The sequence below is a fragment of the Acidimicrobiia bacterium genome (genome assembly GCA_041394025.1).
GTDB lineage: Bacteria > Actinomycetota > Acidimicrobiia > IMCC26256 > JAOSJL01 > JAOSJL01.
Genome location: JAWKJA010000003.1, coordinates 363599 through 388106, shown reverse-complemented (window position 1 = coordinate 388106; position 24508 = coordinate 363599). Strand labels below are relative to the sequence as shown.

Genomic DNA, 24508 nt, shown 5'->3' with positions numbered 1-24508 from the left:
GCGCACGGCCGGACCTCCAGTTCCGCGCCGATGGCGTCGATAGAGGCCCCGGGCGCGCGAGACTTCCCCGAGGCGGAGCCCCGACCCGAGCCGGCAGCCGACGACAGATCTGTCCGGCCACGATCCAAGGCGGACTGATGCGTCGACTCTGGTTGCTTCCCGCTCTCGTGATGGCGTTCACGACCGCGCCCTACGTCGCGCAGGATCCCGGCGACCCCACGCCGGAGGCCACGACAGAGGAGGTTCCGCTCACCGACGCTCCCGACGAGGTCGTGGAGCCCGGCTGGGGGGTGCAGGTCACGACCGACACCGACCTCGTCGGTATCACCTGGGAGGGTGACCCCGGGGCCCGCTTCACCGTGGAGGCACGCGACGAGAGCGGCGAGTGGACGCCCGCCTTCGTCACGAGGCCGCTCGACGGTGGACCGGATCCGGGAACTGACGAGGCCGCTCGCGTGGAGACGCTCCAGGGTGACAGCAACGTATCGGAGCCGGTGTGGTTGGGGGACGCCACGGCGGTGAGGGTCCGCCTGGCCGACGACGCCGGTGAGCCGGTCACCGGCGTCGAGCTCACCGATGTCGAGTCCCCCGAGGCGACCGCGCCGGAGGGTAGTGCCGGCGCCGTTCCGCCACAGCCCGGGATCCGCTCCCGCGCGTCCTGGGGAGCGGCACCGCAACGAGCCGGGTGCTCCGGCATCGCCGGCACGATCACGCGGGCGATCGTGCATCACACGGACGGAACCAACAACTACTCCGACACCGCAGCGGTGCTACGTGGCATCCAGCAGTACCACTTCAATCGAGGCTGGTGCGACATCGGTTACAACTTCCTCGTCGACAAGTGGGGCACCGTGTGGGAGGGCCGCGGCGGCGGGATCACGAAGGCGGTGATCGGCGCCCACTCCGAGGGCTCCAACACCGGCTCGACCGGCATCGCGCTCATCGGGAATCACGTCAGCACCCCGGTCTCGAGCGCAGCGCGTCTGGGCCTCCGCTCGATCCTGGCGTGGAAGCTGGGGCTCCACGACGTCGTGGTGAAGTCGTCGTCGATCATCGGTCATCGCAACGTCTATTCGACAGCGTGTCCCGGGAATCGGGCATACGCAATGTTGCCGGCGTTGCGCAACGAGGTGGCGTTCATCGTGGCGGTCTACGCGCCGCGCTACAAGGCCCTGGAGGAACGTCCGGGTGGCGGCTGGTACCAACTCGACGGCACCGGGACCGTCGACGCCGTGTTCGCTCCTCACTACGGGGAGCACGATTTCAACTGGGACATCGCCCGCGACATCGCGGTGATGCCCGACGGCAAGGGCTACATCGTCCTCGACGGCTACGGCGGCCTCTGGAAGTTCGGGTCCGCCAATCAGGGAACCATGAAGAACCTCCGGGGCCCGTACTGGAACGGTTGGGACATCGCGCGCGACGTCGCCATCACACCCAACGGCAAGGGCCTGGTCGTGCTCGATGCATGGGGTGGGTTGCATCCGCGCGGTAACGCGCCGGTGGTGGCCGGTTCCTACTGGCCGGGCTGGGACATCGCCAAGGACGTGGAGTTCGACGACGACTTCGGTGTCTACATCCTCGACGGCCTGGGTGGCATCCGGCAGCGCAATGGTGCGTCGAACTTCGGCGCCGACTACTGGCCGGGTTGGGACCTCGCGGAGGACCTGACCGTGAAGGGCGACGGGAGTGGTTACGCATCACTCGACGCGTGGGGCGGGATCCACCCCCGCGGCAACATGCCCGGCGGCAACCTCGGATGGAAGCCCGTCGACCAGTGGCGCGGGCTCTTCTACTCCGAATCGGGTCACTACTACCTCGGCCTGAAGCACGACGGAAGCGGCGCCACCGGCTGAACCCGTTTGATGTGTCCCTGGAGCGCGCCGTGCGGACCGCACGGACCCATCAAGAACGGGCGTAGCGCCCGGAAGCCGCGATGTGTAGTGTGCCGCCGACATGGCCCGAGACGTCTTCATCTGCCACTCGTCGGACGACGCCGACACCGCCAACGCCATCGTGGCGGGCCTCGAAGCCGAAGGTGTGAGCTGCTGGATCGCGCCGCGCGACGTGCCGACCGGCCTTCCGTACGCCTCGGGCATCGTCAACGGAATCCGCTCGGCGAAGATGATGCTCTTCGTGTCCTCGGATGCGGCCAACCGCTCTCCGCACATCGAGCGCGAGCTCGAGCGCGCGGTCCACCGCAACATCCCCATCCTCCCCGTGAGGATCGAGGACACCGCGCTCAGCGACTCACTCGAGTACTTCATCAGCACACCGCACTGGTTCGAGGCCCACGACGCACCGATCGACAAGGCGCTCCCGGCACTCGTTGCCGACGTCCGGCGGATTCTCGGCGAGACGGAGGGAGGCGACGACATTCCGCCGCCGCCTGTCGCCGCCCCGGCAAAGCACTCGAAGAGGACCGGGCTGATCGCAGGCGGGGCGGCCGCACTCGTTCTCGTGCTGGCGGTGGCAGGATGGCTCCTGCTGTCGTCGGACGACTCGGCGTCGGCCGGCGAGCTGTTCCTCGAGCCGGCCTCGGAACAGGGCGACGATCCCTTCACATCGAGCTTCGCGGCCTTCGAGCCCGACGGTGGTGAGCTCACCGATCCACCCGGGAGTGACGACTCCGGTTCGGCCGAGCTCACCTCGGCGACGGGCTCCGACCCGGGTCTCTACGGAGGGAGCAACGAGCTCGCCGTGTGCGACTCGGCGCAGCTCGTGGCCTTCCTCGACGACGAGGCCGAGAAGGCATCGGCGTTCGCCGGGGTCCTCGGTATCGAGCCCGACGGGATCGGCGATTACGTCGCCGGGCTGACCCCGCTGGTCCTCCGCGAGGACGTGCGGGTCACGAATCACGGCTTCGAGTCGGGGTCGGCCACGTCGTTCCAGGCGGTTCTCCAGACGGGTACCGCTGTCCTGGTCGACGACCTCGGTGTGCCGAGGGTGAAGTGCAACTGCGGGAACCCGCTCACATCACCCGACGACATCCGGGGGGACGTGACGTACGCCGGGACCGCCTGGCCCGGCTACGACCCCGCGCTGTCGATCGTCGTGATCGCCGCCGACAGCCCGGTTCAGTCGTTCGAGGTGGCGAATCTCACGGGGCCTCCGGAGATCCTCGGAGCCGTCGACGTCGGCGGCGGCGTGAGCGGCGCCACGCTCGACGACGGGATCCTGTGGAGCAGCGTCTATGCCGAGAGCGGCGGTGCGACCGCGTCGAGCAGCGTCGTTCGTACGGAGCCGGAGTCGGGTGAGGTCGGTTCCCCGGTGCCCGTCGACGGCGCTCTCGTCGATCTGGCCTCCGGCGACGGTCAGCTCTGGGCGTTGACGCTCCTGGAGCCCGTCGACTTCCCCAAGGGGATCAGCGGGCGGCTCACGGCCCTGCGCCTCGACGCCGACACCGGCGAGACGACGGCCTCGGTGGAGGTGGCGCAGGAGGCGAGCGTCGGCGTCCCGGGAGAGGCACACATCGTCGTGACCGACAACGGAGACGTCTGGGTCCGTTGGGCGACGTCGTTGATGCGGATCGACGCGGATGCCGGAGCGGTGGCCGAGACGATCGAGCTCCCCGAGGGCTCCTACACCGACCTGGCGGCGTCGGGCTCGATCCTGTGGACGGGTGGAACCGACGCGTCGGGCACCGCCGGCCAGCTCGTGCGGGTCGACACCGCCGACGGCTCCGCCGAGCCCGTCCCGGTGGGTAGCGCCGTGTCGGCGGTCGCGGCCGCGTCCAGCGGCGACGCGTGGGTCGGCCTCGGTGAGGAGAACCCGGATCCCCAGTCGGAGGCCGAGCGCGGCCTGCTGGCGGGGTCGGGGAGTGTCGTGCTCGTCGGTGAGAGCGGCCCGGTCGGTGAGCCGGTGCCACTCGAGAATCCCGTGTCGGAGCTGGCGTCCGACGGAGAGATCGTGTGGGGAGCAGACCTCGTCGGTGGCTCGGTGGTCCGGATCGTCCCGGCGGCGGGGACGGTCGAGGCCGTCACACCCGGGTCTCCGCCCGCGGCCCTCACGGCGGGGGGAGGCGACGCCTACGCCGGCGTCGGTACCGAGGTGCTCGAGATCGCCCCGTTCGAGGCCGCCGAGGTGCCGGCCGGCTCCGCACGACAGGCCCCCGCCGAGCCGGTCGGTTCGGCAAGCCCCGAGGAGGCTGCCCGGGCGTGGATCGAGGAGATGGACCTCGTCGACGTCGGTGCGTGTGACGCGGTGTTCGAGGCACCCGACGCCGCCACCAACGCCGGCCCCTCTGACGTCTGCATCGGCGCCGTCAACGACGCACCCGGTGGTGGAGCGCACGTGCACGTCTCGTTCGTCAGCACCTACGGCGAGGACGCGGTGACCCTGTACGCCACCGAGACCGACGGCGTGTGGACCGCCGACGTCTCGGCCTGCGACCAGTTCCTGACGTTCGCCTACGAAGGCCCCACGCCTCCCGGCTTCCAGAGCCCCGACGGCACACTCGACGAAACGGCCTGCCGGGACTTCGCAGGCGGTGACGGCGGGTCCGAGGGTGGTGAGGCGATGACACAGGACCGGGCCTCCGTGTGCGGCGAGTACGGCGACCCCGGATACTTCGAGTGCATGACCTTCACCCTCGACCCGAACGACTGCCCGGCCGGCACCTCGCCGCAGTGGGTGGGGCCCGGCGAGGGAGCGTGCCTCCCCTGACATCGGGGAGTGTGCGCCGCCCGGCGACGGGGGTCGAAGGACCCTGGCAGGACGCGACGCCGCCCTGACATCCTGAGGGGGACGGTCGTCCACCGGGCACCCGCACCTCAGCGTCGTGCCCCAGGTCAGAAGGATCCTCCATGGGATGTGTTCGCAAGACCCTCGCCCTGGCCGCCGGTGGAGCCGCCGTGGGCTACGGCCTCACCCGCCTGGTGCGCTCGCGCACCACCGACGACAACGACGGCGGTTTCTTCGGTGACGCCACCGCGAAGCCGGAACGCGTCGACGTCGGATCCGCCGAGATCGACCTGCCGATCCTCTACCACCGCACCGACTGCTCGTTCGGTGTGTTCTCCGCCGACGCCGAGGCCACGCGGGCTCTTCTCCCCTCTGATCGCCTGCACCCCGTTCTTCTCCGCGGCGGCCGGGCGGCGGTCGCGGTCGTGTCGTACAACTACATCGAGACCGGCGTCGGGCCCTACGGAGAGATCGGCATCGCTGCCCTGTGCACGCTCGACACGGGGGCGCCCCCGGTCGTGCCGCTGCTGCGGGAGTCGGGCCACCCGGGATTCGGTGCTTTCGTGCTCCACCTCCCGGTGACGACCCGCATCGCCCGCGACGCCGGCCGCGAGTTGTGGGGCTACCCCAAGTTCGTGGCCGACATGGCGTTCGACTTCCGTCCCGAGACCCACTCCGTGGATCTGAGCGAGGCCGGCGAGGACATCCTCTCGTTCTCGGTCCAACGACGCGGACGGCTCCTCCAGGACCGGAAGCCCCTCGTGACCTTCTCGGAGAGCGACGGCGCACTCGTTCGTACCGAGATCGCCCTTCGCAGCGCCTACCACGTCGGCCTCGGCGGTTCGTTCGGGCGCCTCGAGTTGGGGGACCACCCGGTGGCCAAGGAGCTGAAGGATCTCGACCTCTCGTCGGAACCCGTCGCCACGAAGAGCTACGTGTCGCACGCGGCGATCCTGCCCCGCGGCGAGGTGATCGGCGCGACGGACCGGGCCTACGACGGATTCCAGGGAGCGTCGGTCGAGTCGGGGCGTCACACGGTCCGCTACGCAGACGGTATCGAGCGTGTCGTCACGGAGGCGTCGGCCGGCCGATCGTCCACCACGGGGTAGCCCACCGTGATCTCATCCGACGACCTGGACCTGCTCCGGGAGAACCTGGGCCGGTTCGGCGACCACGTGACCGCGACCCTCTTCCCGCCGGGGCACGACGCGACGCCCGACGGCGACCTCGGCGCCGTCGCCGGCCTGCTCGGGGAGTCGGCCGGCATGGAGCTCACGGCCTCACCGTCGCCGGGCTGCACCCGCCATGACTACGGCGTGTGGGGCCGCCACGTCCTCACCGACGGGTGCCGGTTGTCGCTGGAGATCCTCGCCGGCCTGGCGGAGGCATGCGCCGGGATCGGGGCCTGTGTCCACGCGCAGGGGATCGGGTGCCTGGCGCTCGACGGGTGGAAGCCACCCGGTCCGGGTTCTGCCGACGCGGAGCCGGTGGGATCGCACGACACCGTCGCCGCCGTATTCGTGCCGCCGTACGGTGTGGCACTCGACAACCGGACGTCGGGCGACGGCGTGCACATCGACACCGCGACTCGTCGCCTCGTCGGGGCGTCTCCATTCGTGTGGTCGGCATCGGCCCCGGAGCGCCTGGTCGTGTTCGCCCGGTCCGACACCGCCGGCGGCCGCGACGCGGATCACCGGGGCTGGGTCGTGGCGGCCGTCCCCACGGAGGCACCCGGGGTCCGGATCGTCGACGTGGGAGCGCGTGTCGGGCTGCGGGCGTTGTCGCAGTTCCAGGTGGAGTTCGACGGTGCCGTCGTCGACGAGGCCTCGGTGGTGGCGTCGGGCCCGGCGGCCGAGAGCGTCGTGACGCGAGTCGTGGCGTGCGACTGGCTCGGGAACGCGGCGCTGGCCCTCGGGACGAGCCGCCGCGCGCGGCGCGAGGCAGGCGACTACGCGCAGGGTCGCTACCAGGGCGGCCACGTGATCGCCCGCCACGCCGCTGTTCGGCTCCTCCTCGCCGAAGCCGACCACGACGTCGCGACGATGGAGGCGCTGGTGGGCCGCCTTGCCGACGAGCCCCTGGAGTCGATGGACGCCCCGGATCTCCTGCGCTGGGCGATCGACTGCCGGTTGGCTGTCGGTGAGCACGCCCACCGGGCCGTCACCAACAGTGTGCAGGCACTGGGTGGCTACGGGTATCTCGACGACTACGGCCTTTCGAAGCGCCTACGCGACGTGAGCGCGCTCCGGGTCCGCCACGGCGGGCGCGAGCAGGTACTCCTCCTCCGCCAGGGACTCGCGCAGGAGACCACTGCGTAGTGGACGCCGTGCTCCAGCGGTCGGTGGACCGTCTCTCGCCGGTCGGGCGGTGGCTCTACGACACATCGGCGCGACACCTGTGGGAACGCGACACCGCGACCCTGCCGCGGGTCCTCCGCGGTCGTCGTCGTGCATACAGGGCTTTCGCCCGCCGCCACCTGACGCCTCTCTCGTTGTCCGTCGACGCCGATCCCGGGAGCTACGACCCCCGACCGCTCCTCGACGCATCGGCGAGGGAGGGTTTCCAGTCCGAACAGCTGCCCCCACCCGTGGGCACGATGCCGGTGCGGGCACTTCGCCACGGCACGATGTTCCACACGGTCCTGAAGGCCGAGGAGTTCGCCGCCGCGTGCGCCGGTCTTGGCCTGTCGATTCTCGCCCACGACCTGGGTGCCGCGCCGCTGATGCTCTGTGGGGACCCGCGCAGCGTCAGTCGCTGGCTCGTTCCCCTGTGCCGGGCGAACCGGTCGGGGAACGCACGCCTGGCGGCCTTCGCGATCACCGAGCCGGCCGCGGGCTCCGACGCCGAGGACACCGTGGGCGCGACGTCGGCCCGCTTCGGCACGACCGCGCGGCGTCGCGCCGGTGGCTACGTCCTCGACGGCCAGAAGGTCTTCATCTCCGGAGGGAAGCATGCGGACCTGGTCACGGTGTTCGCCACCCTCGATCCCGGCAATGGCACGAAGGGCCGGATCGACGAGCACTGGACCTGTTTCGTCGTGGAGCGCGGGACGCCGGGCTTCCGGTCGGGTCGCAGCGAGCACAAGCTGGGTCAACGGGCCGGCGACGCCACCGAGCTCTTCTTCGACAACGTGTTCGTCCCCGAGCGGAACCGTGTCGGCCCGGAGTTCTCCGGATGGGCGTTGAACCGCAACGTCCTCAACTACTCACGTGTCCCGGTCGCGGCGATCGCCCTCGGGATAGCCCAGAACGCGCTGGAGGCCGCCATCGACTTCACGCGACGCACCTCGCTCGCCGGTCGACCCGCACTCTCGTACCAGGAGGTCCAGCTGGCGATTGCCGACATGTGGCTCGACGTCAGCGCCATGCGCTCGATGGTCTGGCAGTCGGCCCGCCACAGCCCGTCGAACCAGGGCGTGTCGAGCGCCGCCAAGGCCCAGTGCGGCGACATGGCCTTCTCCATCGCCACTCGGGCGATGGAGCTTCTCGCCGATCACGGGACCCTGTCGCACAACCGGGTGGAGAAGGCCATGCGCGACGCCCGGCTGAACCAGATCTACGAGGGAACCAACCAGATCAACCGCCTCGCCGTGCTCGAGGCCTTCGAGGACACCGACCTCGCCCCAGTGCGTCACTGAGGTCCGCATGGCGGACCTCGGTGACGCACTGGGGTGGGGTCAGAGCTCCAAGGGTTCGTGCTCGAGGACTTCGACGAGGGCCCGGGAGCTCTTCGGGGCGTAGGAGCGCAGCCGGGCGATCACGAAGGCGCCCATCACCGCCACGGCCACGGCGGCACCGCACACGAAACCGAGCTCGGCCCGGAGGAACAGGCCGTCCACAAGTGCCGTCACGATGACGAACACCACCACGCCGGCCATCCACCCGTAGGCGGCGTGGCTGTGGCGCACGAGGGCGATGAGCGCCTGCGCCAGCGTCATGGCGGCTATGAACAGGCAGCTGCCGAGCGCCAGGAGCGCCAGGTCGGAGCGGCCGAGCGTCTCGGCGAACTCCTCACCGAACAGGACACCCACCGCCCAGGGGCCTATGGCGTACGACGCTCCGACGCCGAGCACCGTGACCCCCACGACCAACAAGAGGAGCTGGCGCAACCCTGCCTTGAACTCGACGTGCTTCCCGGCACCGGCCAGCCCGGCGAGTTTCGGAAGGAGTGCCGCCTGCACGGCCTGGAAGAGGAGGATAGGGATACGGGTGACGAGTGACGCGGTGAAGAACTGCCCCGCGGCGTCGGCCTCGGCGTCGGTGGCGAGGAGGTTGACGGCCACGATGGCGGCGTAGGCGAGGGTCTGGGCGAGGACGGAACCGCACAGGAGCCAGCCCAGGTGGGTGCTCAGCTCCGACCACGGTGCTTCGGGTCCGTCGGTGACGAGCCCGTGCTGGCCGCGCAGGGCGAGCAGCGTGGCGGCGGCGGGGGCAAGGCCGAGGACGAGGCCGTAGGGGCCGGCGAAGCCGACACCGATGACGGCGAGCGCGATGCACCCGAGGAGGCGCAGGACCCCCTCTGAGCCCAGGAGGAGACCGTAGGCACCGAAGCGGCCGTTGCCCGAGAGGGTCCCGCGGGTCAGGTGCTGGGCGTAGAACGCGAAGATCCCGATGATCAGACCGACGAGCAGCATCACGCTGCCGTCGAGGAGGCTGTGGAGCAGCAGGGTGGAGAAGACCAGGGCGGCCACGGCCAGCGTGCCCGCGACGACCGAACCCAGGGCGACGGCCCGCTTGACGAGCGGCCCCCCACCGAGCCCCCGTGCGCGCCGATCCGCCAGGGCGCGGGCGACCTCCTGTTCCAGCGGCAGGAAGAAGCCGGGGCCGAGGATGAAGATGAGGGCCCACAGTCCCGAGAGGCCACCGGTCTCCTCGGTGCCCAGCGCACGGGCCGACACGACGATGAAGCCGTAGGCGGCGAGGCCCGCGGTGATGAGCCCGCCGCCGACCGTGAGGGTGCCCTCGGGCAACCCGATCCTCGCCTCGGCCTTCTTCTCGACCTCGGGGATGTCCGGAGCCGGATCCGACGTAGGGGTGTCGGTCGCTGTCATGTCGGGCGGCACCGCGCGCTCTGCGGCCTGGTCGCCGGCGGGCTCGGACGGCTGCTTCTCAGGGGGGCCCATCGCGCTCAGACCCTACTCACGGTGGGCCGCCACGACTGTCCAGGGGAACGGGTGGTGTGTGGCCGTGACGGTGAGTTCCGACGCCACGAAGTGCCGGAAGCCGCGGGCGCTCCAGTGGTTGACGTGCCCCGGCGTGTTGCCGAGGGCGCCCCAGTACCTTCCCCGAGCCATGTTGGCGGCCCGCCAGACCGGCTCGCGGGGGACCGACACCACAACCGACGAGCGGGCGACGCGCGCGATCTCCCGCAGCGCGCTTGACGGGTCGGGAACGTGCTCGAGAACCTCGATGGCCAACACGAGATCGAAGGTGCGCTCCGGGAACGGGAGCCGACCGGCGTCACCGTGCGTTCCCGCGACCTCGAGCGTTCCCCACTCCCCGGCCAGTTCGGGATCGGGGAGGTCGAGGACCGTGATGCCGGCGTGCGGGTAGCGGTCGGAGACCCTCTGTGCGATCTCGCCCTCTCCGGCACCGACCTCGAGGATCCGCTCCGGCGGGGCGGCGGGCAACGCCGCGTCCAGCGCCCGGAAGAACCCGGCCATCAGGCGCCGCTCCACGCGGTTTCCCGACGTGTACTTGTCGTAGGTGTTCCCGGTGGGCGCACCGGTGGTTGGAGCGGTCACGTCAGAGCCGTGCGGGCTCGACGTAGTCACGCGGCTGCGAGAGCCGAACGAACAGGTCGGCGAGCAGCCCGACGGAGAACACCTGGAACGACGCGAACAGGATGAGCAGTGTGTTGGCGGCGAGGCGGAAGTCCTTGTCGATCCAGTCGTAGGTGAGCTTGCCGACCCCGAGGAGGAGCAGGACCGTGCCGACGGGCAGGAAGATGCGCAGCGGGTTGTACGAGAGGACGAGGCGGATCACCTGCGTGAGGTAGCGCCGGGTGTCGGACCACCAGTGGAACTTGGAGCGCCCGGCGCGCTTCTCGTACTCGATCGGGACGTACTTCACGGAGTAGCCGTTGGCGAGGAACGCCATCGTGATCGTCGTCACGCACGAGAAGCCCTTCGGAAGCAGGTGGAGATACTGCATCGCGACGTCACGGCGGAACACCCGCAGTCCCGAGTTGAGGTCTGGGATCTTCGTGTCGGTGAGGAAACTGGCGAGCTTACGGATGAACCACTTGGCAGGAATCCGGAAGAACTTGGCGGTTCCCTGCTCGCTCGTGCGTGCCCCGACGACCTGGTCGTGACCCTCGAGTTCGCGTACGAGGTCAGGGATGCGGTCGTTGGGGTAGGTCATGTCGGCGTCGGTCCACGCGACGACGCGCCCGCGGGCGGCGTCGGTGCCGGCGCGGCGAGCCGAGCCCGAGCCACGGTTCTGCGAGAAGCGGAGGAGCCGGATGCCTTCGATCCCGGTGAGCTGCTCGCCGGAGCCGTCGTCGGAGCCGTCGTCGACCACGACGATCTCGTAGCTGAACTCGGAGGCCTCGAGAGACGCGCGGATCCGGTCGATCTCGTCGCGCAGGTGCCCTTTCTCGTTGTAGACGGGCAGCACGACGCTGACGTCGATGTCTCGGGCCATCAGGAGATTTCCACCGGGTTCGGGGGGAGTGAGTGGTGCGTCGGGTGCGCGGATCGGCAGGTTACCGGACACCCGTTTCGGGCCACGAAGGGCGTCTCAGGTGACCGTGAAACTCTGCGAGTACGCGGGTCCGCGGGCGTCACCGAAATCACGAAACCCCTCCTGCACCAGGTCGATCTCGAGCGTGTAGTCGCCCGGTTCCAGAGGATCACCGGCGGGCTCGGTGAGCGTCACCGGTACCGTGAGGCGGACCTCGTCGCCCGGAACCATGAACTCCGATAGTTCCACGGCGGAGTCGGCGACGACGGTGCTGGTTCCGTCGACGATGCGAGCATGGACACGCACGAGCCCGGGCAGCCCGTAACTGTCGAAGTCGACCCACGGCGATCCTGCCCCGGCGTGTCGGACGACGACGTCGTAGTCGTAGGTCGAACCGCTCTTTCCGCCGGCGAGTTCACAGGCCGAGAACTCGTCGCAGTCGACGGCGAGGTCGACCTCGGCGCGTAGCGCTTCATCGGGGAGGTCGGTGGGGAAGCCTGACGGGAGGAGCTTTCCCTCGGCGTCGAGCTCGTCGGCGCGCTCGCCCGGGAGGATCCAGAGGCCCTGCGCGTTGCGCCCGTCGGGGACCACGAGCCGGGCATTGAGGTCGTCGGCGGCCGCCCACTCGAGCGGTGCGATGACGGCCTCGGTGGGTGGATCTTCGCCGCCGGCCGAGTCGAACGGCTCGAAGGGGAGCCCGGGGAGGAACCACTGGTCGCGCCAGAAGCAGACGGTGCATGCGGTCGACGAGTCGAAGGCGACGGTGTCGAGGTCGAGATCGTTGACGTGGTCGGGGAAGGACCAGTCCGAGTACCAGATCTCTGCTTCGTCGGGGAGCATCTCGCGGTACGCGTAGAGCCCACCGAGAAGGAACACGACGACTGCTACGCCGGCCGCCAGACGCGGGAGTCTCCAGGCCGCCAGCCCGACGACGACGAGCGCGACGAGTGCAACGACCATGGCTCGGGGCACGAACGAACCGAAGCCGTCGAACGGCCATTCGTTGACCTGCCAGAAGACCCCGGTGATCGTCGGCCAGTTGGTCGCGCCGGTGAAGAGCTCCGGGTCCCGGAGGAGCCTGAGCACGGCCGTCAGCACGAGCAGGGTGACGGCCGAACCGCCGACAACGACGAGAATACGGCGGGCGCTGTGGCGTGTGGCCAGGAACGCCGTTCCGCAGGCGAGGAACACCGGGAGGAACGCCTCGTTGTAGCGCCCGTACACGAGGTGGTCGACGCGGTGGCGGTTGACGGTCATGAACACGACAGATGCCACGAACATGGCGAGTGCAGCGAGCAGCACGAAGCCCGCCACCAACGACGACACCGGGGCTTCGCTCCACGCCTTGCGTGTGCGGGAAACCAGAGGACGGGCACGCCCCGCGAGAACGACAACGCCGACGGCGAAGAGACCGAACGTGGCCGCCAGGAGGTACCAGCTCTGGCCGATCGCCATCGCGACGAGTTCGCGCCACTCGCCGGGATCGAGAAGTGTGCGGGCGAGCTCGCCGGGGGAGTTCTCGATGACGTCGTTGCCCGCAGCCCAGCGTGCGTCGAAGAGAGCGGTGTTGACGAGTCGCACGAGAACGAAGCCGACCGTCAGGAAGGTGGTGTTGAGCGCCGCCAGCCGACGCGGCATGCGGCCCACCCACCAGGCGACCCACAGGAACGCTACGCCCACGATCAGCACCCCCGTGTAGCGGGGATGAACGGCGTACGCGAGCGCCACGCACGGGCCGGTGAGGAGGCGCTGCCACGTCGGGCGATCCGTCAGCGACATCCACGATGTGAGGACGAGGGCACAGAAGACGGGGACCGCAGCGGCCTCGGTCCACGCGTGGTTGCCGGCGAACGTGACGGACGGGTACACGGCGCCGGCGGCCGCTCCGAGAAGTGCCGGTGTGGTCGCCACGCCGAGGATCCGCCGGAGGACCACGTACAGCATCGGGAACAGGGCGGTCAGTAGGAGAGCGTTGACGACCATGGCGAAGGTGTAGAGGTGCCACGGGTCGGAGAGAACCGCGAAGCCGGGGATCAGGAACAGCGAGTAGCCGAAGTAGTAGTACGACGTGGCGCCCATCTGGAGGAGCGGGTCCTCGCCGAGGAACCAACGGGGATGACCGAGGAGCCCCGCCTCGTCGGGGAACACGAGCGGGCCCCGCATGCGCAGCCCCAGCCAGAGGTGGAGGGCCAGGAGGGCGAGGGTCCCGGCCGTGAGCCACCACGTGGCGGTACTCCACGACCGGGGTGACCAGCGGGCGGGAGGCCGCGGGTCGGATGAAGGGCGCCGAGGCGCTGGGGGGGAGAGGGACGTCACGCGGGAACTGAGGAGCCTGGAGAGCCGTTAGCCTGGAAAGGCTACCGGAGCGCCCTCCGTGAGCAGTGGCGGGACCCCGGCGAGGTGGGGGAACCCTCGCCGACACCGTCCACAGCCGGAGACGACCAGAGTGGATCCGAGTCGCAGACCGCCACGGAACGGGACGGCTCGACCGCGAGGCCGGGCGCCGTTCCTGCTCGGGCTCGTTGGTCTCCTGGTCGTACCCCTGGGGCTCCTGTCCGGTGCCGCGGCAGGCCAGGAGCCGGACGCAGCCGACGCGGGCACGTTCGACGCCCCGACCCTCGGGACAGGTGCGGGGGCCGCCGAGGTCGCCGTCGGGCCCGACGGCACGGCCCGCGTGATCGTGGGTCTCGACGTGGACGCCACACCCGAGCACGAGCTCGATCCGGCGGGAGCGTTCGCGCAGCGCATCGAGATCGCCGTGGCGCAGGACGAGCTCGACGACGGGCTTGCCGGCACCGGAGCGGAAACGGTGCGCGAGATCGAGGGTCTGCCCTACGTGGCCGTGGAGGCCACGCCCGAGGCGTTGGCCGCACTCGAGGAGTCGCCGGCCGTCGCGAGCGTCGAGCCCGATCTCCTGCTGTACGCGAGTCTCGACTCGACGACGCCGATCATGGGCGCCGACGCCGCCCAGGGCATGGGCTACGACGGCTCCGGCCAGACGATCGCGATTCTCGACAACGGCGTCGACCGCACGCACCCGTTCTTCTCAGGTCGGGTCGTGAAGGAGGCGTGCTTCTCGCACTCGGCGTGCCCGAACGGCGGGAGCACCCAGACGGGCACCGGTGCCGCCCGCCCGTGCTCCTTCGGTGACGGGTGCTGGCACGGCACTCACGTGGCCGGCATCGCGGCCGGCGACGACCCGAACGGCGACCTGTACACCGGTGTGGCCCCCGGGGCCGACGTGTTCGCCGTCCAGGTGTTCTCACCCGTGGGCGGCTACGTCCTCGACCGGTGGGGGACACTCCACACCCTGGGTGTCGCAGACCCGATGAGCGGCTGGAACTCCGGCGGCTTCCCCAACTGGGACATCGCGCGCTCCTTCGTGCTCCGTGACGCGGGCGGCGGCTACATCCTCGACGCATGGGGCGGGCTCCACCGCGCGGGCAGCGCGCCCGTGATGGGCGGTGGTCCCTACTGGCAGGGGTGGGACATCGCCCGCGGCCTGGCGCTTCGCTCCGACGGCAACAGCGGCTACGTCATGGACGGGTGGGGTGGGCTGCACCGCGTGGGAGGTGCGCCGGTCATCGGAGGCGCGCCCTACTGGAGCGGCTGGGACATCGCACGCGACGTCGCTCTTCACCCCGACGGTGGCGGCTACACGCTCGACGGGTGGGGCGGGATCCACGAGTGGGGTGGTGCGCCGAAGTTGTCCGGGGGGCCGTACTGGCCCGGCTGGGACATCGCCCGTGGCCTGGAGCTCACGGCGGACGGCACAGGCGCCTGGGTCGTCGACGCGTACGGCGGGCGCCACGGCGTCGGTACCGCACCGTCGCTGGGTGGTGGCAGCTACTGGCCTCCGTGGTCGATCGCGCGAGATGTGGCTGCTGTTCCTTCCGCTACCGCCTACACCATCGATGTCGTGGCCGGCCTGAACCACGTCTACCAGCAGCGCAACAGCCCTGGTCTCGACCCGATCGCTGCTGTGAACATGAGCCTCGGTGGCGGGCTCTACTTCGGAACCTGCGACAGCTCGACTGGAGTAGAAGGAGCCATGACCACGGCCCTCTCGAACCTCCGAGCGGTCGGTATCGCCCCCGTCGCGGCGTCGGGAAACCAGGGCTCGACTTCGTCGATGAACTTTCCCGCGTGCATCTCCCACGCGATTTCCGTCGGGGCAACGAAGGATGACGATTCGATCGCGTCGTTCACGAATCTCGGCTCCGTCTTCGGTGCACCCGTCGATCTACTGGCGCCCGGCAAAGGCGTCGTGTCAGCCGTCCCCGGATTCTGGTCGAGCGCGAGTCCGCCCCGTGGCTCGTCCGATGGCACCTCGATGGCTACCCCGCACGTCGCCGGCGCCTTCGCCGTCGTTCGAGACAAGGCGCCTGCCGCCACTGTCAACGCGATGCTCACGTCGTTCAAGAACAACGGTGCCGTGATCCAGACCTTCTACCGCCGGCTGCAACTCGATGCCTCGCTCGACGACTTCTGACCCCTACGTTCAGAACCTCCCTCGGGAGGCGTGGTGGCGATGGCCGCGTACTCCTGGGCGCCGAAGAGAACCTCGTTGAGGCGTTCCAGCGCGGCGTTGATCGTGGCCACCTGGTCGGGATCGTCGGGCTCCTTGCCCGGGTCGAGCAGCGGGAGCCGGTAGTCGTCGGCCGGCGAGTGGAAGCGCAGCTCCACGTCGCGGAACCCGGCTCGTTCGCACAGGAACGTCATGAGCGAGGGGTGGAGCGGCCACACATGCGTGGGGTCGAGGATGTAGGAGTTGCCGAGCACGATGAGCGACGTCGGATTCGGCGTCTCCGCGACGAGGACGCCGCCGGGATGGAGACGGCTGGCCGACAGCTCGAGGAACGCTACGAGCTGTTCCAGCGAGAGATGCTCGGCGACGTGGATGGCCGTGATGGCGCCGAAGGAGCGCTCGGGGCGGCTCTCGAGGAACGCGATGGCGTCACCGGCGTGCGCCGTGACTCCGGCGGCTCGGGCCTCGGCGACCATCCCGGCGTCGAGGTCGACACCCTCACCCTCCACGCCGTGCTCGGCGAGGGCGGCGAGGAGCTCGCCGCGCCCGCACCCGACGTCGAGGACGGGGGCGTGGTCGGCGAGCAGGTCGAAGTAGCGGTCCTCGAGGATCGCGAGGATCTCGTCAGGGTCGCCGCGGAAGCGCTGTTCGAAGCCGACGTAGTCGAAGCCCGCCGCTGCCGATGTGGGCGTGCCGACGTCGTCACCGACAGTCGAGGGCACCGGCGCGGCCGGGTTCGCCGGATGAGGGATGTTCGAGCGTGCCGCACGGTCGAGGGCGTTCACCCGCTCGCGTAGCTCCGCGAACCTGTCGGGCACACCGGCAAGCCCGGCGGCAGGCGCGATGGCGGTGCCGAGCTCGTTCAGGGCTGTGCGGAAGGCGTCGAGCTCACCCTTGTGGAGCTCGAGGTTGACAGCCAGCGTGTGGAGCTCGCTCGCCAGGTCGCGACCCGAGGCGGTGAGCTCGGCGACGTCGCCGACGGCCTGGAGGGCACGCAGGGACGGGACGAGACCCTGGACCTCGGCGCGCAGCAGCTCGTGGCGGTTCTCGAGGTCACCGAGGTGGGCGAGCACCCGGGCCTCCACCGACGGCTGGACTCGAACGGCGACCCGCTCCGCGAAGCGTGAGACGAGTGGCCGGAGCAGCCTCTTCGCAGCGTCTTTGATCCGTACTGTGGCCGTCGCCTCCCCGGGCCCGTGTGCGGTGCCGCTGTGCGGAACGGGCGGACGGTCAGGCGCCGGACCGACGTCGGGCCCCTCCAGCGCCGCGCGCGCCCGGTCGACGAGATCGGGGCGGAGATCCGGGTGCGTCACCGTCGGGCTCCCACGTCGGCCAACGACGCAGTGTCCACGACCGGGGCCAAGGAGTCCAGGGCGTGCAGCGCCTGTGGGGCGAGTGGCTCCGTGTGGAGCTCGTCGAGAGCGCGCACGAGTCCCGACAACCCGACAGGAGACGAGAGCCTCAGACCGAGGTGTTTCGCGAGCTCCTGGGCCACGGTGTCGGTCGAGAACTGCCGCTCGGCGATTCGCCGCGCGCGCCGCCCCATTCGTGCGGCACGCGTGGGATCCGCGGCCAGGAGGTCGGCTTCGGGCCGGGTGTCTGCCGCACCGGTGGTGCGGAGGCCGTCGTCGTCGAACGGCGCGAGGCCCAGGCGGTGTGCCGTCGCGTTCTCGACGACCGTCGGTGTCCCGAGCGCCATCGCCGTCAGGACCGTGCCGTCGGTGGCGATCACCGCCGACGCGAGCGCCATGAGCGTGGCAACCGGCGCGTCGTTGCCGACGGGGGTTCGGAGATCCACGACGAGGTCTTCGTCGAGCCCGAGCCGCCGGCGCCAGCGTGACCGGACGAACGGCGTGACCGGCTGGTGGAGCGCTGTGTCGACCGACCGTGCCGGAAGGCAGAGCACGTCGGTCGACTCGGCGTGGGCAGCGGGAGCGACGACGATCGTCGCCGCGTCGCGCACGGCGAGGGGTATCCGGTCGGGGTCGAGTGCGGCGACAGCCAGCGGGATCTCCGAATCCCGCAGCACCGGATCGAGTCCACGGGCGTCGGCCCCGATGACGAGGCGGGCGCGCGGCGTACCCAGGGCGGGGTCACCGGCCCGGGGTTCGCACCACCGGCGGACGTGCCGGAGAAGCGGCGCGACCCATCCGGTGGGCTCCGTACCGGCGATCACCTCGAGGACGGGGCGTGTCACGGTGCCGTGAGGGTCGACACGACCCCCACCCAGTCGAGGTCGCGAACCCGGTCGTGGCCGGCGGCTCCCCGACGGGCCGCCTCTGCCGGATCGGTGGCGAGCCGGTCGATCGCCGCGGCGATCTCCTCGGCGCTGCCGTCGGTGACGGAGCCGGTGGCGCCGTCCTCGACCCATTCGAGCGTTCCACCCGAGTCGTGGGCGGTGATGACCGGGGCCCCGGCCGCGAACGCCTGGAGGGTGACGTAGCCGTAGTCCTCGTCGAACGGCACGTAGACGACGCCGAGCGCGTCGGCGTAGAGATCCACGAGGTCGCGGTCGCTGACGAATCCGGCCAGTTCCACGCGATCGCCCACGCCGAGCGCGTCGATGCGATCGCGGAGCTCGGTTTCCATCGACCCCTTGCCGGCGATGACGATGCGGGTCGACGAGCTCAGGTGCTTCGCCGCCTCCACGAGGAGCTCCGGGCGCTTGTTGGCGTCGAGGCGCGTGGCGCAGAACACGTAGTCGCCTGTCGTCCCGGTCCGGTTCGCTCCACGCTCCCGGAGCTCGTCGAACAGGGGCGGGGGGTGGTAGAGCGGCGTGGCGTCGAGGCCGTTGTAACGCGCCAGGCGGTCGGCGACGACGCCCGAGGTCGTGAAGCGATGCTGCGCCTCCTCGAGGGCCCGGGTGTCCCAGTCGGCCAGTCGGCGCTGAGCCTCGAGAGCGTCGTCGTCGAGACCGAAGTCGGACCATGCCGAGTCGGCCGCGTCGTAGGCGGCCCGGTGCTGGTGGAACAGCCACACGACCTTGTTGGGGTGACGGGCGAAATACGACGGGAAGTTGGTGGCGATCACGAGGTCGGTGTCGAGCGGCACCAGGCGCCAGGCCAGGGCGGCGTCGAAGATCCTCTCGCGGTCCCACGCCGTGGGGAGCCGGACGAGCTCGGCGTCGTGACCGGCGTCGCGCAGCGCCGCGGTGAGGTTCTCCATGTGGAGCTCCGCTCCACCGCGCACGAACGGGACCTGGGCACCGCACACACAGATCTTCATGAGGCGTCACCGAGCGAGGAGAGGACGGCGGAGGGAGTGGTGTCGATCCGCTCGACGATATCCGCCGTGGTCGCACCGTCGGCCCCCTTCGAGAACACGTAGAACATGCGGCGACCCGGATAGGTCGACGTGAGGAAATCGTCGTAGCGGCGGTGCAGTGCCCGTTCGATCCCGAGCTCACGGCCCAGCCCCACCGCGTCGAAGCGCCTCACCCACCACGGGGAGTCGGCCCAGATGAGATGGCCCATCTGGGGATAGCCGTCCGCATCGACCGGAAGCGCCGAGAACAGCGATCCTTCGCCGTCGAGGTCGTGACGCCACTCCTCGAGGTCGACGGGGGAGACCGTGCCGAATCCGGGGTCGTCGCCGAAGACGGGGATGTTGGCGAACACGAAACCCCCGGGGACGAGGCAGTCGGCGATCGCCCGGAGGTAGGCGTCTATCCGGTTCGGGTTGAGGTGCTCGAAGATGTCGAGTCCGAAGACCAGGTTGTAGCGCGTACCGAGGTCGAGGTCGAGCAGGTCGCCCTGGTGGATGCGCTCGGCCACATCGGGCTCGGCCCGGTCGATGGCGAGCCTGCTGATCTCGACGCCCTCGGCGGTGTGGCCGAGGTCGCGCATGCAGGCCATCACGGCGCCGCTCGCGCAGCCGAGGTCGAGGGTGAGATCGGGGGCGAACGACGACATCACCTCGGCCATGACGCGCTTGTCGAGATCGATGCTGTACGACCACACGCCCGGCTGCTCGTAGTAGCCGTGCTCGAGGATGGCATTCTCGAGCCAGTCGAAGTCGGGGGGGGCGTTTGCCGTGAAGACCGCCCGACGGGTCCCGCTGTCGGTGACGGCCTCGGTGTAGGCGTCGGGGCGCAGCTCGCGCAGGCTCTGGATGGATCGGTAACGCCGGCCGACGCGGTTGAGGTGCTCGTCGGATCCCGCGAGTGTGCCGACCACCAGGGATCGGGATGCACCGTCGCGCAGTGACGCCAGGAAGCTTCGGCGACCTGCGTCGTCGGGGCTGCGGTCGAGGAGGAGTTCGTAGGCGGCCCGGAGGAAGGCGTCGTCGTCCCTCTCGGCACCGGACACCGGGTCCGTGGAGGCCTCGCGGGTGACCCGACCCACATACTCGTCCGACGTGGCGATCCGTGTCACGACCTCAAGGTGGTCCGTACCGGCCCTCAGGGCGTCGCCGTGGTGCCGCCGCCCTTCGGTGTCGGCCGGACGCCCCAGCAGGTCGCGGTAGGCCTCGTCGAGAAACACGCGGTCGTCCGCCGGCAGCGGGCGTAGCCGCCTCAGGCGCCTTGTCAGGGAACTCACGGGCCCCAAGGTAGTGTCCGCCCGATGGATCGCACGGGGCGGATCGGGTTCGTCACGCCGCGCTACGGCGACGAGGTGATCGGGGGCGCCGAGGCCGCCATGCGCGAAGCCGCGCACGGTCTCGCCGAGCGCGGCTGGGAGGTCGAGATCCTGACCACGTGCGCGCGCGATCACTTCACGTGGGCCAACGAGTACGACGAGGGTGCCACGACCGATGGCGACGTCCTGATCCGCCGTTTCCCGGCCGTGATCGACACACCCCGGGTCGAGCGGGCCGAGATCGAAGCGGCGATTCTCGCGGGGGACCGACCTCCGATCGAGCTCCAGCAGCGCTGGATCAACGACGACCTCCGGGTGCCCGGCCTCTACCACCACCTGCTCGACACAGCGGAGGGCTACCGCGCACTGGTCTTCGCCCCGTACCTGTTCTGGCCGACCTTCGCGTGCGCGCAGGTGGCGCCGGGGCGTTCGATCCTGATGCCGTGCCTCCACGACGAGCCCCACGCGCAGCTCGAGGTGTTCGACCCGGTCTTCACGGGTGTGCGCGGGCTGTGGTTCCTTTCCGACCCCGAGCGCGACCTCGCGGCTCGTCGCCACCCCGGCCTGGCCGACCACGAGGTCGTGGGATCCGGGGTCGACGTACCGGAGAGCTACGACCCGGACGGTTTCAGGAAGCGCTACGGAATCGACGGCCGCTTCCTCTACTACGCCGGACGCCGCGAGGGCGGCAAGAACTGGGAGCGTCTCCTCGAGGGCTTCAGCATCGCCGTTCGGCGCGCCGACCTGCCGTTCAGCCTCGTGACGTCAGGGACCGGCCCAGTCGACCCGCCGACGAGCATCGCCGACCGTGTCATCGACCTCGGTTTCCTGTCCGTCGACGAGCGCAACTCGGCGTTCGCGGCGGCCGACGCCTATCTCCAGCCGTCGGCCTACGAGAGCTTCTCGCGCACGATCATGGAGGCCTGGCTTGCGGAAACGCTCCCCGTCGCCAACGCCGCGTCGGCCGTCGTGACGTGGCACATGGACCGCGCCGCGTCGGGCTTGGCCTACGACGACGACTTCGAACTCGAGCAGTGCCTTCGTTTCGTGGCGGAGGCCCCCGACGAGGCCCGGGCGCTCGCCCGGGTCGGCCGCGAGTACGTCCTGGGCAACTACACCTGGGATCCCGTTCTCGACCGCATGGAGGCGACCCTCGACAAGTGGCTGCCCGCGTCATGAGGGTCCTGATGGTCTCCCCCTACCCGCCGTCGCGCGACGGGATCGCGCAGTACGCGGTGCAGGAGGTGAAGCGGCTCCGCTCCGAGGGGCATGACGTCGAGGTGCTGTCGCCGGGGCCGTCGGCGGCCCACCACCATCTCGACCTCCAGGGGCCCCGGGGGGTGCTCGCCCTGGCGAGGCGCGTCTCCGACTACGACCGCGTCATCATCCAGTACCACCCCGACGTCTTCTACCCGGTCGCGTGCAATCCCGCGACGCACGCTGCGATCACCAGCTCGCTCCTGGCTGTCGCACGGCGCGCCCGCGATCTCGAGATCCGCATCCACGAGATCGACTACGACCGTGGGCCGCGGTCGCCACTCGACCGCCTCCTGTGGCGGTCCGTGCCTCGGATCGTTCTTCACACCGAGGCGGAGCGGGCGCGCTTCGCCTCCACGTTCGGTGTGCCCGTCGACAGCCTCACCGTCGCCGACCACGGCGAGTCATTCGAACGCCGCACGGAGCTCGGCCGCGCCGACGCCCGCGCGGCACTCGGTGTCGCCGACTCGGCGTTCGTGTTCCTGTGCATCGGTTTCATCCAGCCGCACAAAGGCTTCGACCGGGCGGTTCGCGCGTTCGCCGGGCTCGGTGGGCCCGACATCCGCCTCGACGTCGTGGGTTCGGTGCGCGTCGAGGAGCCGGAGTACCTCGACCACGCCGACGAGCTCGGCCGTCTCGTGGCGGCAACGCCGGGGGCAACGCTGCACGGCGGCTACACGAGCGACGAGCGTTTCGACGAGTGGATCGTCGCTTCCGACGTGGTCGTTCTCCCGTACCGGTTCATCTGGTCGTCGGGTGTCCTGGAGCGTGCCCGGCTGTACGACCGGCCGGTGATCGCGACGGCGACGGGAGGCCTCGGCGACCAGGCCCACGACGACGTCACGCTCGTGGGGAACGACGCTGAGCTGGCGGTGGCGATGATGGACGCCCTCGGGCCTCGTGCGACGGTGCGACCGAGCGCTCCGTGGCCCGTGGACGGGGTGTCCGGCGCCGTCGATCGCGGCGTCGTCCAAGCCGAGATCGTCGCCCGCGCTGCTGCGGAGCGAGGCGCGCCGGTCGCGTTCGCCTCCGACGGGACCGGCCGCGCCCACACCGCAGCACCGGGAGGGAGGAGTGCGGCGCTTCGCCGCATCGCCCCGTTGTCCCTTCCCTCGGCCACGTCGGCACGGCCCGGCGTCGGGGCGCTCAAGCGACTGGTACGACGCCTGACGGCCTGGGAGGTCGACCCGATCGTCCACCAGGTGAACAAGCTCCGCAACGCCTCGATAGAGGTCGCCGAGACTCCTCCTCCCGAAGGGAACGACTCACCCGACGGCTGAGGTTCCCGACCGCTGGGCGGCGACGTAGCCGGTGCCGGTCCAACTGGCCGACGACCACTTGTCGGCCGGTGCCCAGAAGGCTCCCGACGGCGGTGCGGTCCCCCGGTTGTGGATCCCGCCCCACCCCTCGAACATGGAGTAGCCGCTGCCGTCGGGGAGCACGACGAGGTCGCGGGCGATGTCCCAGCCCTTCCAGTACTTGCTGCCGTAGTTGGCGGCTCCGTTGTAGTTGTGCACGCCACCCCATCCGTCGAGGACGTAGACGCCGCCGTCGTCGTCGACCTCGACGTCGCGCGCGATGTCCCAGTTCGGCCAGTAGGCGGTGCCTGTCGCGGTGGGAGCGGTCCCCCGCGGATGGAGCCCCCCGAAGCCGTCCATGACGATCAGCCCCGCCCCGTCGGTCGTGACGGCGAGTGCGTTGGCGATGTCCCACCCCTGCCAGTACGGCCCGCTGAGCGTCTTCATGGCACCGCTGCGCGCGGAACCGAACTTGTGCAGCCCGCCGAAGCCGTCGAGCATCACGTAGCCCTGGCCGTCGGGCATGACGGCGAGCGCGCGGGCGATGTCGAAGCCGAACGACTTGTCGCCGAAGTCAGGGGCACCGTCGCGTGCCACGACGGTGCCGTCGCCGAAGAGCACGTAGTGACCGCCGCCGGGCCGGGCCGCCACGTCGCGGGTGGGATACGCCGGATGTACGACTGATGCATGGGCGTGTGCCGCAGCGGCGGTGAAGAGCTCGATGATGCGGGACCCGTAGGTCGTGCTCGACGCCCAGGTTCCCGAGAGCCCCAGCCAGGTCGGCGCCTTGCCTCTGGGCGAGACGAGACCGAAGCGCGGATCGACGAGCGGATGGGCGAGGTTGCCGGCCGTGACGGTTGGGTCGCCATATGCCCGCAGGTGCTGGATCTGTGCCCGCACACCCTCGCGTGGCGTTGCGAACTCGTTGGCGGTCGTGCCGTTGTCGACGGCGCCGATGCCGGCGTAGTTGTTGTACCAGGGTCTCACGCGGCCGCCGTCGGGGAACCAGAACCAGCCTGTTTCGAGAACTGACTGCGCGAAGGCAATGTCGCCCCGCACACCCTCGTCGCGCCCCTCCTCGATGAACATCCGTGCCAGGTTCCTGATCGCCGTGCCTGCCGTTCCGACCGCACTCGGGAGTCGGTGGTTGGTGGCGCTGCCCTTGACGGAGACGAACCACGCCTCGAGGTCGGTGGCCGTGAGCGTCTGGGAGCCCATGATCGTGGGGTCGGTCGCCGTGCCCGGAGGCTTCGAGGAACTGGGCGCGCAGGACGCGACCAGCAGCCCGGCGGCGAGGACCACTGACGTGACACGGCGTGCGCGCACGGCGCCTCTCCTGTGAGGGGGAAGATCGACATCGCGGCGGCGGGCCGTCCCGGCGTCGCCGACCGCTCAAGGCTACGGCCCCGGGCCCCGTGTTGCCAGTGATGCCCGTGTGGTCGGACGCCGCCGGGAATCCGCCTCAAGGTGGCCGCGTCCGGT

General features: G+C 70.3%; 17 protein-coding genes. 8 read left to right on the top strand and 9 right to left on the bottom strand.

The features are described 5' to 3' along the window. The first annotated feature begins 137 nt into the window (after positions 1 to 137). The 5 genes from R3A49_09165 to R3A49_09145 all read left to right on the top strand — a co-directional run bounded on the left by R3A49_09165 (position 138) and on the right by R3A49_09145 (position 8320). Positions 138 to 1856: an N-acetylmuramoyl-L-alanine amidase gene (locus R3A49_09165; protein ID MEZ5170900.1), complete on the top strand. Its 1719-nt coding sequence runs from the start codon at positions 138 to 140 to the stop codon at positions 1854 to 1856. Positions 1857 to 1956: 100 nt separating this feature from the next. Beyond that, a complete protein-coding gene (locus R3A49_09160; protein ID MEZ5170899.1) occupies positions 1957 to 4665 on the top strand; it encodes a toll/interleukin-1 receptor domain-containing protein in 2709 nt (902 codons plus the stop codon). Positions 4666 to 4805: 140 nt separating this feature from the next. Further along, positions 4806 to 5792: an acetoacetate decarboxylase family protein gene (locus tag R3A49_09155; GenBank protein ID MEZ5170898.1), complete on the top strand. Its 987-nt coding sequence runs from the start codon at positions 4806 to 4808 to the stop codon at positions 5790 to 5792. Between the two features lie 6 nt (positions 5793 to 5798). Then, positions 5799 to 7001 (top strand): acyl-CoA dehydrogenase family protein, encoded by a 1203-nt coding sequence (locus tag R3A49_09150; GenBank protein MEZ5170897.1) that lies wholly within the window; start codon positions 5799 to 5801, stop codon positions 6999 to 7001. Further along, a complete protein-coding gene (locus tag R3A49_09145; GenBank protein MEZ5170896.1) occupies positions 7001 to 8320 on the top strand; it encodes an acyl-CoA dehydrogenase family protein in 1320 nt (439 codons plus the stop codon). Before R3A49_09150 ends, R3A49_09145 begins: the two co-directional genes overlap by 1 nt. 39 nt (positions 8321 to 8359) lie before the next feature. Here the strand turns inward: R3A49_09145 and R3A49_09140 are convergent, their stop codons facing one another. The 4 genes from R3A49_09140 to R3A49_09125 all read right to left on the bottom strand — a co-directional run bounded on the left by R3A49_09140 (position 8360) and on the right by R3A49_09125 (position 13529). Further along, entirely contained in the window at positions 8360 to 9805 is a 1446-nt protein-coding gene (locus R3A49_09140; protein ID MEZ5170895.1) for a hypothetical protein, read from the bottom strand. Positions 9806 to 9817: 12 nt separating this feature from the next. Next, the gene (locus tag R3A49_09135; GenBank protein ID MEZ5170894.1) at positions 9818 to 10426 is read right to left on the bottom strand and encodes a class I SAM-dependent methyltransferase; all 609 of its coding nucleotides are present in this window, start codon (positions 10424 to 10426) and stop codon (positions 9818 to 9820) included. A gap of 1 nt (position 10427) precedes the next feature. Continuing rightward, positions 10428 to 11327, bottom strand: a complete 900-nt coding sequence (locus R3A49_09130) for a glycosyltransferase family 2 protein (protein ID MEZ5170893.1) — start codon at positions 11325 to 11327, stop codon at positions 10428 to 10430. Positions 11328 to 11423: 96 nt separating this feature from the next. Further along, positions 11424 to 13529 carry a hypothetical protein gene (locus tag R3A49_09125; protein ID MEZ5170892.1) on the bottom strand — a complete coding sequence of 702 codons (2106 nt, stop codon included), beginning with the start codon at positions 13527 to 13529 and terminating at the stop codon, positions 11424 to 11426. A gap of 283 nt (positions 13530 to 13812) precedes the next feature. Between R3A49_09125 and R3A49_09120 the strand changes: the two genes are divergently transcribed. Beyond that, the gene (locus R3A49_09120) at positions 13813 to 15858 is read left to right on the top strand and encodes a S8 family serine peptidase (protein ID MEZ5170891.1); all 2046 of its coding nucleotides are present in this window, start codon (positions 13813 to 13815) and stop codon (positions 15856 to 15858) included. Here the strand turns inward: R3A49_09120 and R3A49_09115 are convergent. The 4 genes from R3A49_09115 to R3A49_09100 are packed head-to-tail and all read right to left on the bottom strand — an operon-like array spanning position 15816 to position 20432. Beyond that, positions 15816 to 17207: a class I SAM-dependent methyltransferase gene (locus R3A49_09115; GenBank protein ID MEZ5170890.1), complete on the bottom strand. Its 1392-nt coding sequence runs from the start codon at positions 17205 to 17207 to the stop codon at positions 15816 to 15818. The two genes, R3A49_09120 and R3A49_09115, sit on opposite strands and share 43 nt — an antisense overlap. Continuing rightward, the gene (locus R3A49_09110) at positions 17204 to 18091 is read right to left on the bottom strand and encodes a hypothetical protein (GenBank protein ID MEZ5170889.1); all 888 of its coding nucleotides are present in this window, start codon (positions 18089 to 18091) and stop codon (positions 17204 to 17206) included. Before R3A49_09110 ends, R3A49_09115 begins: the two co-directional genes overlap by 4 nt. Then, positions 18088 to 19119, bottom strand: coding sequence for a glycosyltransferase family 4 protein (locus R3A49_09105; protein MEZ5170888.1), 1032 nt, complete (start codon positions 19117 to 19119; stop codon positions 18088 to 18090). Before R3A49_09105 ends, R3A49_09110 begins: the two co-directional genes overlap by 4 nt. Next, positions 19116 to 20432 carry a DUF4214 domain-containing protein gene (locus R3A49_09100; protein MEZ5170887.1) on the bottom strand — a complete coding sequence of 439 codons (1317 nt, stop codon included), beginning with the start codon at positions 20430 to 20432 and terminating at the stop codon, positions 19116 to 19118. Before R3A49_09100 ends, R3A49_09105 begins: the two co-directional genes overlap by 4 nt. A gap of 24 nt (positions 20433 to 20456) precedes the next feature. Between R3A49_09100 and R3A49_09095 the strand changes: the two genes are divergently transcribed. Together R3A49_09095 and R3A49_09090 are read left to right on the top strand one after the other, a co-directional pair. Further along, positions 20457 to 21650, top strand: coding sequence for a glycosyltransferase family 4 protein (locus tag R3A49_09095; GenBank protein MEZ5170886.1), 1194 nt, complete (start codon positions 20457 to 20459; stop codon positions 21648 to 21650). Next, positions 21632 to 23008 (top strand): glycosyltransferase family 4 protein, encoded by a 1377-nt coding sequence (locus R3A49_09090; protein ID MEZ5170885.1) that lies wholly within the window; start codon positions 21632 to 21634, stop codon positions 23006 to 23008. The genes R3A49_09095 and R3A49_09090 overlap by 19 nt, the downstream gene beginning before the upstream one ends. Here the strand turns inward: R3A49_09090 and R3A49_09085 are convergent. After that, positions 22994 to 24352, bottom strand: coding sequence for a glucosaminidase domain-containing protein (locus R3A49_09085; protein ID MEZ5170884.1), 1359 nt, complete (start codon positions 24350 to 24352; stop codon positions 22994 to 22996). The genes R3A49_09090 and R3A49_09085 overlap by 15 nt on opposite strands. Positions 24353 to 24508: the final 156 nt, after the last annotated feature.